Annotated in this window: 7 protein-coding genes; 4 read left to right on the forward strand and 3 right to left on the reverse strand. The window is 41.9% G+C overall.

The window, feature by feature from the left end:
• Positions 1–58: 58 nt before the first annotated feature.
• The 3 genes from OFO10_RS04470 to OFO10_RS04480 all read right to left on the reverse strand — a co-directional run bounded on the left by OFO10_RS04470 (position 59) and on the right by OFO10_RS04480 (position 3,160).
• A complete protein-coding gene (locus OFO10_RS04470) occupies positions 59–1,396 on the reverse strand; it encodes a M48 family metalloprotease (RefSeq protein ID WP_270866243.1) in 1,338 nt (445 codons plus the stop codon).
• Positions 1,397–1,408: 12 nt separating this feature from the next.
• Positions 1,409–2,002 carry a LemA family protein gene (locus OFO10_RS04475; RefSeq protein WP_270866244.1) on the reverse strand — a complete coding sequence of 198 codons (594 nt, stop codon included), beginning with the start codon at positions 2,000–2,002 and terminating at the stop codon, positions 1,409–1,411.
• 66 nt (positions 2,003–2,068) lie between these two features.
• Complete coding sequence (locus tag OFO10_RS04480; protein ID WP_270866245.1) at positions 2,069–3,160, reverse strand: D-alanine--D-alanine ligase; 1,092 nt, start codon at positions 3,158–3,160, stop codon at positions 2,069–2,071.
• 124 nt (positions 3,161–3,284) lie between these two features.
• Here OFO10_RS04480 and OFO10_RS04485 point away from each other — a divergent pair, with 124 nt between their 5' ends.
• The 4 genes from OFO10_RS04485 to OFO10_RS04500 all read left to right on the forward strand — a co-directional run bounded on the left by OFO10_RS04485 (position 3,285) and on the right by OFO10_RS04500 (position 14,014).
• Positions 3,285–5,798 (forward strand): transglycosylase domain-containing protein, encoded by a 2,514-nt coding sequence (locus OFO10_RS04485; protein ID WP_270866246.1) that lies wholly within the window; start codon positions 3,285–3,287, stop codon positions 5,796–5,798.
• Positions 5,799–5,863: 65 nt separating this feature from the next.
• Positions 5,864–11,017, forward strand: a complete 5,154-nt coding sequence (locus tag OFO10_RS04490) for an alpha-2-macroglobulin family protein (RefSeq protein WP_270866247.1) — start codon at positions 5,864–5,866, stop codon at positions 11,015–11,017.
• A gap of 124 nt (positions 11,018–11,141) precedes the next feature.
• Positions 11,142–12,287, forward strand: coding sequence for a hydrogenase small subunit (locus OFO10_RS04495; protein WP_270864426.1), 1,146 nt, complete (start codon positions 11,142–11,144; stop codon positions 12,285–12,287).
• A 2-nt stretch (positions 12,288–12,289) separates the two neighbouring features.
• Positions 12,290–14,014 carry a nickel-dependent hydrogenase large subunit gene (locus tag OFO10_RS04500; protein WP_270866248.1) on the forward strand — a complete coding sequence of 575 codons (1,725 nt, stop codon included), beginning with the start codon at positions 12,290–12,292 and terminating at the stop codon, positions 14,012–14,014.
• Position 14,015 lies beyond the last annotated feature (1 nt).

The raw sequence follows: 14,015 nt of genomic DNA on the forward strand, positions 1-14,015 counted from the left end.
ATTTTAAAATTTAGCCTAAATTTAACGCGCGAAATTTGGCGCGAAATTTAGCCCAAACTCACGCGCCCATTTCTTTTAGCTTTTTTATCCGTGATTGCAGGCTAGGGTGCGTGGCGAAAAGCCCAGAAAATGCGGGCAAGAAAAACATGTGCGCGCAGGCTCTGGCGTTGGTGTTTTTGATATGAAAATTTGCGAAATTTCTTAGTGGATTTGCGCGAAAATTTCGCATTTCATCTGTGTTTATACTGCCCCTTTGGCGCGTTTTTGAGGAAAAATATCTGTTTAAATTCGGCTTTTTTTCATCTTTTGGGGCTTTAAAATCCTTTTTGCCGATTCCGTCGTGATAGGCTTTGTTGAATTTTTGTATCATAAAAAGTTTATCAAGCGCCTTTTTGATCCCCAAAGGATTGCGCGTGTATTTAGCTGCGCTAGCGTCTGCTAAAAACTCTTTTTGCCTAGAAATCGCGCTTTGGATAAGTTCGGCAAAAACCTTACCCAAAAGCCCAAGTAGCCAAAATATTACGCCTACAAGTATGACTATGGCAATCCCGCTTCCTTTGGAGTTTCTGCCGCTTCTCCCCCTGCCAAATGCCCTTAAAATCTCATATCCGATGAAGCTAAGCGTCCCAAGTGCGCCAATGACGCTAATTAGCCTGATATTTAGCTCGATATCATCGTGAAATGCGTGCGAAAACTCATGCGCGATTACCCCTTGCATTTCGTCTCGGTTAAATGTCCTCATTGCCCCAGCCGTGACAAAAATCGCGATTTTTTCGCTATCTTTGCCGAAATTCTCCCCGCTTGCCATGGCATTTACGCCATTTTCGTTTTTCATGATAAAAACCCGTGGCATGCCCACACGCGAGGCAATCGCCATTTCCTCGATTATGTTAAGCAGAATTTTTTCGGAATTTTTGGCAGTGTGGGGGTGAATTTCTGTGGCGTCAAGCCCCTTTGCAAGGCTAGAAATGTCTGTCGCCTCAAAATGGCGTTTTTTGATATAGTTAAATAAAATCACGCAGACTAAAAGCACGGATAAAAGTAGTGGCAGGGCGTAATCCGCGCCCTCGCCAAGGGCAAAATTTTTGTAATTTAAAAAATCAAAAAATAGCGCGTATGAGAGCCAAAAAACCTGCACCAAAACGCTTGCAAAGACGAAATTTAGCCACGCAACCTTGCTTTTGGCTAGTTTTTGGTGCTCATTTATGCTGTGAGATAGAGTGGCTGTTTTGCCAAGGAAAATGCGCGTTATGGCAAACAAAACCGCGCTACACGCCAAAACACATAGATAATACCCGGCCTTTGGCGTGCAGGAAATCTCATTTGCGCTTAAAAAATGGCAAAATTTTTCAGGTAGGTAAAAGAGCGCTAAATTTAGCGCAGACAATGCCTCCACAAAATTTCTCGCTTAAAATTCGATTTTTGGGGCTTTTTGGATATTTTCCTCTTTGAATTCAAGCAGGGCTAAATCTTTGTGAAATTTAGGGAAAAATCCGACTAAAATATTGTTTGGAAAGCTTTGTTTATAGGTGTTAAAGTCCGTAACCGCGTCATTGTAAGACTGCCTAGCAAAGCCGATTTTATTCTCAGTAGAGGTGATTTCCTCGCTTAGTTGCATCATATTTTCGCTAGCTTTTAGCTCAGGATAGGCTTCGACCTGGATATTTAGCCCATTTAGCGCGTTTTTTAGCTCGTTTTCTGCGCTTGCTAAATTTCGCATATCACTATCGTTTATGCCATTTTGTTTAATGCGTTCTAATGCGCTAGTTGCGCGGTTTCTGGCATTTACGACATTTTCTAGGGTCTGTTTTTCATGCGCCATGTATTTTTTGACAACTTCGATTAAATTTGGGATTAGATCATATCTGCGTTTTAGCTGGACATCGATTTGCGCAAAGGCGTTTTTGGCTTCGTTTAAAAGTGCGACAAGTTTGTTGTAAATACCAATGAGAAAAATTCCGACAAGAATTAAAATAGCTAAAATTACTAGCAAAATACTCATTTTTTATCCTTTTGTTAAATTTGGTTAAATTTCACGCTAAATTTGGAATTTAGCGTGAAATTTGGATTATTTGTTTGCTGCGATTTGCGTAACCAAATCGTAGGTTACTGGGATTTTTTTGTATTGCGGCAAAGATGTAGAAAGCCCGTCGATAATCGCGCCAAAATCGTTAAACAAATAGCTTGCAAGAGCCGCTGGGACGGGGTTGATTTCGTTTAGATAGATTTCGTTATTAAACACGAAAAAGTCGCATCTGATGATCGAGCCCTCAAATCCGCTGTTGTAAATTTTAGCAAACGCATCTTTCATCTTATCTGCGATTGAAATGCCCACGGTTTGCTCTGTTACGGTGTTTGGTTGGGTAGTGTCGATGTATTTGCGACCAAAGTCTAGGAAGTCTTTTTTCACAGGTTGGCCAAATTTTGAAAATACAATCTCGCCACCTATTTTACAACCTGCTAGGCTGTATTCTTTGACATCTTTGACGAAAGGCTCGACGATGACCTCGCTATCTAGCTTAAAGACCTTGTCGATGATTTTATCGAGCTCTAAGTCGCTATTTACGATACTAGCGCCGATACTGCTACCTAGGTGGGCTGGTTTTATGATGACAGGGTAGTTAAAAGACGGCAAACTCGTGCGCTTCAAAACCGCGTAATTAATCGCCTTAACCCCTGCGTTTTTGGCTAAATTTTTGGTTAAAATTTTATTATGGCTTACCGCACTTGCCTCTAATCTAGGGCCGATTTGTGGAATTTCATAAAATTCTAAAAGCGAAGCTAGCTTGCCGTCGCAACCATCACCGCCATGGATTGTGTTGATACACACATCGATTTCTAATCTATTTTTTGAAAACATACCGCTTGTGTAAAATCCGCCATAAGAGAGGGTTAGCTCTTTGACCTTGCTACCATAAGAAGTTTGAGATGAAAAACCGCCCTCAGCAGCGTCTGTGTTGGCAGAGTGAGACCTAGCAAAATTTCTAGCAAAGTAGCTTGCTACCATATTTCCCTCTTCGATTTCGAAAAATCTGCGGTTAGCGTCGCAGTAGATAAAGACTAAATTTTTGCCTTTGAGTGCGTTTTTTACAGCGATTGCTGTGAGGATACTGACATCGTGCTCGTAGCTTTGTCCGCCAAAAATGATACCATATTTCATAATAACTCCTTTGGGCTCTTTAAAGTGTAATTTAGCTCTCGATTTTATAAAATTTATGCTTTATATTCTCTTTTTGCGTGAAAAATTTGAGTAAATTTATAAATTTTATAGATATAATATTTTTATGAAATTTATAGGGTTTGTGAAATTTAGCGCATTTTTGGGCGCATTTTTGCTTTCGTTGTTTTTGATTTTGGATTTTTTATTTCCCCTAAATTTGGCTGGATTAAATAAAGAAAAGTCGTTAGTTTTGTATTCGAGCGAGGGGGAAATTTTAAATATGCAAATTAGCAGTGATGAAATTTGGAGGTTTTATGCCAGTAGTGATGAAATCCCGCAGCGTCTAAAACAGAGCGTAGTGCATTTCGAGGACAGGTATTTTTACTACCATTTTGGCGTAAATCCATTTTCGATAGCACGGGCATTTACGCATAATATTTCGCAAAATTTTACACATAAAAATGCAAATATAGCCAGAGTAGGTGCAAGCACCATTACAATGCAGGTTGCGCGTATGATGAACCCCAAAGAGCGCAGTTACAAAAACAAATTTATCGAAATTTTCAACGCCTTTCAGCTCGAATTTCACTACACCAAAGATGAAATTTTGACAATGTATTTCAATCTAGCCCCCTATGGTGGCAATATCGAGGGTGTGGCGAGTGCTAGCTATTTTTATTTTGGCAAGGCTTTGGGCGAGCTTAGCAACGCTCAAATCGCGCTTCTTGCGGTGGTGCCAAAAAACCCGAACAAAAACCGCCTAGACCGCGCGAATTTGGATTTAAATTCGCTAAAAAACAGGCTGATTTCTAGTCTTTATAAGGCAGGAATTTTATCGCTTAGCGAATTTGAACGAGCTAGTAGCGAGAAATTTAGCCCCGCAAGGCACCCTGCGCCAAATTTCGCCCCGCATTATGCAATGCGCGCCTTTAAAAATGCGAAAAATTTGGGCGTGGTAGGGCGCGTTGGCGCGAGTGAGGCTGTGGGTGCGCGTGTGGGCGAAACAGCGAGCAAAACAGCTGGCGTGGCAGAGGGTGTGAGTGAAACAGCCACCGAAACAAAACGCGCGCGCGCAAGTTCTGTGGGGGCAACTTCTGTGGAGGCAAGCCAAAGCGCGCACTTGGCACAAAATGGCGCGATAAAGCCCGCAAACACAGACAATCACGCCGTGCGCACAGGCGATACAAAGCGCGTGGCACAAAATAGCGCAATCTGGCAAAAAAAAGCAGAGCGCATAGCGCAAAACGGCACAAATTTAATCCACTCAAATTTAAACAAAACCTATCAACTCACCCTTGAAAATTTCCTTAAATCAAGGATAAATGACCTAGCCAAATTTGGCGTCAAAAACGGCTCGGCAATCCTAATCGACAACGAAAAAATGGCGGTTGTGGCATACGCAGGTTCGCACGATTTTGGCGGATTTTTGGGGCAAAATGACGGCATAGTCTGGGCGAAAAATGTAGGCTCCACGCTAAAACCATTTATCTACGCAAGAGCCCTTGAAGAGGGGCTTATCACGCCACGCCGTGAGCTAATCGACGCTCCGATTAGCTTCAAAAATTACTCCCCACGCAACTACAATCTAGGCTTTATGGGGGTTGTTAGCGCAAATGAGGCGCTCGGATATAGCCTAAATATCCCAGCTTTGAAGCTTTTATTATCCCTTGGCGATGACGGGCTTTATGAGCTTTTGCTTCGTGCAAATCTCGCGCCGTATTCCAAAGAGCATTATGGGCTTGGGCTTGGGCTTGGCGGAATTAGCATAAATTTGTTAAATCTCACTCATCTTTACAGCGTTTTTGCAAACTCTGGCGAGTTAAAACCGCTAGAACTAGCAGGGGCGAAAGTAGGGCAGAGCGCGCAAATACTAAGCCCGCAAAGTGCGTATATCATCACGCAAATGCTAAAAAACGCCCCGCGAAGCTATCTTGGCTCTGTGTGGCAAAATACCAAAAACATGCCAGCTCTGATGTTTAAAACCGGCACGAGTGCCGACGGACGCGACCTTTATACGATTGGCGTGACGCCAAAATTTAGCCTTGGGGTTTGGTTTGGCAATTTCAACGGCGAAAAAACGAGCGATATAAGTGGCGGACTTAGTGCTGCGCGCGTGGTTTTTGATATGTTTTCTTACCTTTCAAACACAGGCGCGATAAATGCCGAATTTGTCCGTCCAAGTGGCGTGAGTGAAAGAGAAATTTGCGCTGATTTTTTCGTAGAAAAAGAGTGTAAAAAAATGGTGCGAGATTTGGTGATAGAGGGTGTAACTTTGCGCGATGAGTGCGAATTTTACCGCCCTAGCGAGCTTTTTTATCTTTTGCAAAACGGCATAATCGACGCAAATACGACCAAAAACGGCAGGTGCAAGGATAAATTTGCCCAGATTAGCCCCGCTCTTAGCGATATAGATGGCAAAATTTACGAAGTGGGCGATAGTGGAGAGATAAATCTTAGCGCCTCTTGCACGGCTGTTTTTGGCGATGAAATTTTTATCAGCGTAAATAACGGCCCATACGAGGCGAAAAAAAATGGCGAGAATTTTATGCTAAATTTAAGCCCAGGCGAATATGAGCTTTCGTGTTTGGACGAAAACGCGAATTTTAGCGTGGCGAAATTTATGGTAAAAAATAGATAAAATAAAAAATTACCAAAATATAAAAATTTCACAATATAATTACGCGAAATTCTTAGGGGAAAATCATGGAAAAAATTTTAATCAAATTTGGGCTTTGTAGCGCGCTTTGCGCTGGGTGGCTCTTTGGCGTGGAAACGCAGATTAATGATGAGAGTTTGGTTTTTAGTGGTGCAAAAATCGCGCCTTTTGGCATAAGCGAGGAGCAAATCGCAAAATGTGAGCCAGGGATTACTGGCGTGTATGAGTATAAAAATAGCGCTGAAATAGAGTTTTATCCAAAAACTAAGCTAAATGCTAGCACTCGCTATAATTGCGAGATTGGCGGGGAGAAATTTAGCTTTACGACGGCCCAGTTTAGCGCGAGCGAGCTTAAAATACTGCGCCCAGGACTTGCAAAGATTAGCTTTAACGATAGCGTGAGCGAGGAGGGGGCAAAGTCAGGGATTAGGGTGTATTCGCTGCAAAATTTAGCCAAAAACGATATTAGCTTTACCATTAGCGCGCAAAATGATAGAAGTTTTTTGATTTCTTATGATGCTAAGCACCCAAATATCGTCATCGAAGCAGGCGCTGTAAAATCGAAAAACGGCGCAACGCTAAGCGCCCCAAAAATCCTAAAAGCAGATGAAGAGCCATTTAATGATAGCATAAACGCCTCAAACCTAGACGATGTCAAAATCCGCGAAATTAGCTTTAATGACGGCTCGTTTGGAGCGAGGCTGTATTTCCCTCACTATATCGATGACGCGAATTTAGCCAAATTTATCCGCGTTAATGGCGTGGGTAAATTTAGCCTTGGCGAGGCTAGATACAGATACTACGAAGATGAGCAAAAATACCCGCAAATCAGCGATAAATACTACTATCATGTAGATATCAAAAGCGCTGAATTTGCGCCAAATAAAAGCTATGAATTGCGCCTTTTAAAGGGCTTTGGCGATGATTCTAGGATAGTTAGAAATGAAATAAAGCTAAATTTCAAAACTGGCGATAGGAAGCCTTTCGTGCAGTTTAGTGATATGAAAAAATTTGTCCCTAAAAACGCAAATATCGCGATAAAAAGCTCAAATTTAAATGAGGTTAGCATTAGCGTTTCAAAAATCAGCGATGAGAATTTCAGATATTTTCTAAATTTCGAAAGCAATTATCCACACTCGCTAGCTAGCGAGGTTGTGAATAAAAAATTTGACATTGGCGGGGCGAAAAACGAGATTAGCGAGCATAAAATCGCTATGGATTTTAAGGGCTTCGAGGACGGCGTGTATGTGATAAATGTGCATTACAAAGAGGGCGCTATAATGCGAACTATCACGCGCACAGCCTATATCGGCGATATTTCGGCTCAGGTTAGCATGGCTGATAGTGGCGCGCTAATCTATACTTCGCGCCTAAGCGATGCGAAGGCTTTGTCGCACGCTATTGTTAAAATTTACAATGACAAAAACGAGCTGATTTTAGAAAAACGCACGAATAGTGATGGAATTTTGCTTGTAAATGACGCTAAATTTTTGGATAAAAATCCTAAATCTATCGAGATTACAGACGGCAAAGAGCGCGGGTTTGTGATATTTGACGAGGCTGTTTCTAGCACGGAAGCGACTAAAAGCAACGCGCGCGCAATGGTGTATTTCGCTAGCGAGCTAGTAAGCCCAAATGAGGCACTAATCGGCTCTGTGGTGCTCAAAAAGAGCGATTTTACGCCGATTAAAAACACTCCGATTAAATACAAAATCACAGATCCTTACGGCGTGAATATCATCACTCGCGCCCTAAAAACTGACTCTTATGGCGCGCTAAATTTCAAAGAGAATTTGGGCGAAAAAAGCGGAAGTTATACCTTTGAGCTGATTTATGAGGATAAAATTATCGAAACCAAGAAATTTAGCGTCGAAAATTTCATACCAAACCGCGTGAAAAACGAAATTTTAACGAGCAAAGATGAAATTTACAAAGATGAGCTAATAATCGCAAATTTGATTTCAAACTATCTTGTGGGCGCACCAGCTGCAAATTTAGCCAGCAAAATTGAGGTGAAATCTTACGAAAAAGAGCTTAAAATCAGCGGTTTTGAAGGATACAGCTTCACAAATGCAAGACTTAAAAAAGAGGGCACATTGGAGGTAAAAAGCGAGGAATTTAGGCTAGATAATAACGGCAAAAAAGATCTCGTAATCGCTCCAAAGGCACAGGGTGTGTCAAATGCGGCAAATTTGATGATGAATTTTAGCGTCCAAGACGGGGGCAAAAATGTCAGCGCGTATAAAATGCTAAGCTACTATCCATACGACAAAATTCTAGGAATTCGCGCTAGCAAGGACTTTATAAGCAGTGGTGAGGAGGTAAAATTCGACCTTGCATTGCTAGATAGCCTTAGCAAAAAAGAGCAAAAAGGCAAGGTGGATTTAGAAATTTATCGCCAAGATTTCACTTACATTTATGACGGCGAGAGATATGTCGAGCAAGAGAACTTTTCGCTTGTGGATAGCATTAGCGCAGAGGGCTCACAGATTGGGTATAAATTCGAAAATGGCGGTTCGTATATCGTAGTGGCAAACGACTACGCAAGCGGGGCAAGTGCGAGCGTGAGAGTCGATGTGAGCGGATATGGATACTATGGCAGGCTAAATGCCAAAGATGTCAATACCGCCCGCATAAATTTAGAAAAATCAAAGCTCAAACCTGGCGAAATGATTAAAGGCGTGATTACTTCGCCTATCGAAAACGGCGTGCTAAATGTGGCTTTGATAGGTGAGGGCGTGTATGATTATAAAATCACGCAAATTCGCGGAAACAGCGCAAGTTTCGAGCTAAGAGTGCCAGAGAATTTCACTGGCGGACACATTAGTGCTAGCATTTCACGCTCTGCCTTTGGCGCTGCTATGCCGCTTCGCACCTATGCAAATGTAGCTGTAAGCCTCGATGTGAGCGAGAAAAAACTCCCTCTTAGCCTGCAAAGCAAGCCGGAGTATAAAAACGGCGAAAAAGCCATAATCGTGGCAAAATCCGCGCCAAATTCTAAAATAACGCTTTACGCTGTGGATTTAGGGATACTAGACGCGATAAATCAAAAAGAGCTAAATGCGTTTTCGTATTTTGATAAGCCGATATATTTTAGACACCGATATTTCGATATTTTCGATGATTTGAGTGTGTATAGCGCAAACGGCAAAGAACTAAGCTTTGGTGGTGATGAAATGCTAAAAAGCGCGAAGCGAAATTTAAGCCCAGTGCAAAACAAAAAAGATAAAAAATTTGTCAAAATGTATGAGGGTATCGCAAACGGCGCAGGCGAGGCTAGATTTGAGGTAGATTTGCCAAAACACTTTAACTCTATGATTCGCCTAAGCGCGCTAGCTCTCGATGATGAAGAAAAAATCGGCTGGGCAAATTCTCAAATCAGCGTCAAAGATGATATCGTCATCAAACCAGCTGATCTTACATATATGGTCAAAGGCGATGATATAAATATCCCGCTAACGCTCATAAATACGACAAATTCGCCAAAATCGCTAAATTTAAAGGCGAATTTTAACGATGCAGTTCAAATTTCGCTTAGTGATGCAAATATCACGCTAGGCGCGCTAGAAGCAAAGAATTTGAAATTTAGAGCAAATGCGTTAGAGCTTGGCGAGGGCGTGGTGAGCTTGGAAGCGAGCGAAGAAAATGGGGCGAAATTTGAGTATGAGTTGAAATTTGATGTCATTTCGCAGTTTCCGCGCTCGAAATTTAGCGCCAGTGCTTATAGCGACGCGCCGATGAATTTTAGTCTGCCAGCTTCGTATAAAGATGTCTTTACATACATAGGCACTAGACCTAGCACTTATACGGTGGCAAGGGAGTTGGAGCGATATCCGTATGGTTGCACAGAGCAGATTAGTTCTAAAATTTTAGCCTATGATTTCTTCTTTAAACGCGACCACGACGAGGCGATGAAGGGGGCTGTTTTAGAGCATGCTACGAAAATTTTATCAAGGCTTAAAAATAACGGCGAATTTGGGTATTGGAGCGCGCATGGCGAGACGAACGCATTTGCGTCGCTGTATGCTAGCGATGTGCTTTTGGATATGGACGCGAAATACAAAATCCTAACCCCAAAACAAAAAGAGCTGATTTTAAGGGCGCTAAAATCGTCGTATTCTAGCGAGCCTAGCTTGCGATTGTATGCGGATTTTGTGCTAGATAGGGTAGGCGCATTAAGCGATGATGAGCTAAATTTCGTCTATGATAAAAAACTCTACGAAGCTAGCCCGCTAGCGACATTTTCTATGCTTGCGATTTTGCAAAAACACAAAATGAGCGCAGAATTTAGTAAAATTTATAGTTCAAATTATAAATTTGATTATGCTAATAAAGATGCTAGTAAAATTTTTGCTAGTGAGGTTAGGGACGCTGGATTTGCTCTGTATGCCCTAGGAAGTGTCGGTATAAAAGATAGTGTCTTAGATACTTTGGCGCAAAATTTAAGCCAAAATTTACAAGACATTTATAGCACGCAAGAAAGAGCGTTTGTGCTAAGGGCGCTGGAAGCGTATTTTGGCGAAGATGATAAGGGTGTGGGCACAGATATCGTCGCAAACAGCCTTACACAAAGTATCCAAACTCCGTCAAATTCAGTAATTACGCTAAATTCTAACGACAGAGAAATCAAAATTTCGCCAAAAAATGGCGAGAAAATTTTTGCTAATTTGCTTAGCTTTGGTTACGAACCAGTCGCGCTCAAACACAGCCCGCTTAGTATAAACAACCACACAGGAAATCTGCACGGAATCAAACAGCTAGAAATCGTGCGTGAATTTGTCGATGAGGCTGGTAATGTGGTTTCGCTTGATAATCTAAAAGTAGGGCAGAGAATTTATTCTAAGATAAATTTCCGCTCAAATTTTTATATCAGAAATTTCGTGATTGATGAGGCGGCAAGCACCTGCTTTGAGATCGTCAATGAGCGCATAAATCCGGGATTTATAAGGCCTGAGAATTTGCAGGATAAAACTAGCTTCGAGCACAAAGAGATAATGTTTGATAGAGTGCTAAGCTTCCCGGTTGGTGGGGCGTATTATAAGGATACGAAAAACGGCAATGACTATACCGGCGTATTTTACACACCGCTTAATGTAGTGTATTCTGGTATGTGTGCCTTGCCGGCTGTGAGTATCACTGATATGCAAAACGAAAGCGTAATGGATTATGATTTACCGGCGCTAAATTTCAAAATAAAATAAATTTAACCTTAAAATTTAACTTACTTGTAGAAAATTTAACTACAAGTAAGTTCTTCCTTAACAAATTTTAAACAAAAAAACTATATAATTACGGATTAACGCTATAAGCGTAAAGGAGAACATAATGATTGATTTAGCAAAAGTAGCCGATAGGCTAGAACAAGTCGCTAAACTACCCAAGATAAAAGAGGGCGATAGTATCACTAAACGCCTTGCTGAGCGCGGTTTTTCGCGCCGTGATTTTATGAAATGGGCGGGCGCAATGACTGCGGCGATTGGGTTACCTAGCGTATTTGCACCACAAGTTGCACGGGCGGCAGAACTCGCCGATCGCTTACCTGTGATTTGGCTTCACATGGCAGAATGTACAGGTTGTAGCGAAAGCTTACTTAGAATTGATACTCCAACTATCGATTCGTTGATTTTCGACTATATTAGTTTGGAATATCACGAGACGATTATGGCTGCTGCTGGCTGGCAAGCAGAGGAAAATTTAGATGGAGCTATCGAAAAATATAAGGGGCAATATATTTTAATGGTAGAAGGTGGAATTCCAAGCGGAAGTAGCGAATATTTCCTTACAGTAGGACCTGCTGGTAAGACAGGTGCCGAGCATTGCAGACATGCTGCTGCTGGCGCAGCTGCGATTTTTGCTATTGGAACATGTTCGAGCTTCGGTGGTATCCAAGCAGCAAGACCAAACCCAACAAACGCTGTTGCGTTAAGCAAACTTACAAACAAACAAGTAATCAATGTCCCTGGCTGTCCGCCAAGCGAGAAAAATATCGTAGGAAATGTCCTTCACTACATACTATTTGGCACACTTCCAGCACTTGATGTTTATAATCGTCCAAAATGGGCTTACGGACTTAGAATTCACGATTTGTGCGAAAGACGCGGTCACTTCGACGCAGGTGAGTTCGTAGAGCAATTCGGCGATCAAGGCGCAAAAGACGGATATTGTTTATATAAAGTAGGTTGCAAAGGCCCATATACATTTAATAACTGCTCACGCGAGAGATTTAACGCTCACACTAGCTGGCCAATCCAAGCAGGTCATGGCTGTATCGGCTGCTCTGAGCCTGATTTTTGGGATCACATGGGACCATTTGAGGAGCCATTGGCAGATAGATTATACAATACCGTATTTAGCGGAGCAGGTGCTGATGCGACAGCCGATAAAATCGGTATAGGAATTTTGGCTGTTACAGGTGTAGCTATCACAGTTCATGCAGCCATTGCATCATTTAAAAAGAATAAGGGAGAGTAGAAATGTCACAAAGATTAGTAATAGATCCGATAACTCGTATTGAAGGACACTTACGCATAGAAGTAGTTGTCGATGATAACGGAGTTGTAACGGATGCGTATTCTGGCTCTACTTTATGGCGTGGATTAGAGACTATCGTTAAGGGTCGCGATCCTAGGGATATCGGCTTTTTTATGCAAAGAATTTGCGGTGTTTGCACATTTTCTCACTATAATGCTGGAATTTCAGCTGTTGAAAATGCTCTTGGTATAACTCCGCCACTAAATGCGATTTTAACCAGAACGCTAATGAACACTGCGTTATTTATGCACGATCACCCAGTGCATTTTTATCAACTACACGGACTTGACTGGGTTGATATCGTAAGCGCACTAAGCGCAGATCCGCACGCTGCTAGCCAAGAGGCTTTCAGATATACAGATTTGCCTTATGCTTGCGGTGAGGATCAGCTAAAAGCGGTTCAACAAAGAGTAAAAGCCTTCGTTGAAAAAGGCGCACTTGGACCATTTGCAAACGCATATTTCGGACACAGCACATACAAGCTAACCCCTGAGCAAAATTTGATTGCGCTTAGCCACTATTTAGAGTGCTTGCGTATCCAAAGAACAGCCGCGCAAATGATGGCTATTTTCGGTGGCAAACAACCACACCCACAAACCCTAACAGTCGGTGGCGTAACATGCGTAATGGATATCCTAAGCCCAGCAAGACTTGGTGAGTATATGGTCAAATTCCAAGAAGTTGCTGATTTTATCAACCGTGCATATTATCCAGACTTGCTTATGGCTGGTGGTGCGTATGCTAGTGAAGAAAGCGTATTAAACGATGTCGGTGTCGCAAATCTATGGACACATCAAACTTTCCAATATTCACGCAACGATTTCTTATTCCAAAGCGGTGTGATTTTAGACGGCGATATTAGCAAGGTTCATGAGCTAGATGAGAGCAAGATTACAGAAGAAGCCACTCACTCTTGGTATAAAAACGATAAACCACTTCACCCATACGACGGCGAACAAGAACCAAACTACACAGGATTTAAGGTAGAGCAAACCCTAAATGCCAAAGGTGAAATGGAAGATACAAAAGTCCTAAATACTGAGGGTAAATATAGTTGGATTAAGGCTCCTAGATATGATGGCAAATCGCTTCAAGTTGGACCACTATCAAATATCGTTGTAAATTACGCAAAAGGCAATGAATTCGTCACAAAAGTAGTAGATAAATTCTTAGCCGATACAGGTCTTCCACTAGAAGCAGTATTCTCTACTCTTGGTAGAACAGCATGCCGTATGATCGAGGCAAAAGTCGTAGCTGATAATGGACTATTAGCATTTAATAACCTAATCGCTAATATCAAATCAGGCGACACTGAGACTTGCGCTAAATACACAATCGATAAAAAGAAATCATACAAAGGCAGATATATCGGACATGTTCCACGCGGTAGCCTAAGCCACTGGTGCAGAATCGAAAATGGAGTAATCCAAAACTGGCAAGCAGTCGTTCCTAGCACATGGAACGCTAGTCCAAAAGACGCTCAGGGCAATATGGCATCTTATGAGTCATGCTTAATCGGTCTTAAAATTGCAGATTTAACGCAACCGCTTGAAATTATCCGCAAAATCCACTCTTATGATCCGTGCATTGCGTGTGCTGTTCATGTTATGGATACCAAAGGCAACGAGCTTAGCTCATATAAAGTAAATCCAAATATCAAGGATTAAC

This window comes from Campylobacter sp. VBCF_06 NA8 (assembly GCF_027737825.1).
Classification (GTDB): Bacteria; Campylobacterota; Campylobacteria; order Campylobacterales; family Campylobacteraceae; genus Campylobacter_B.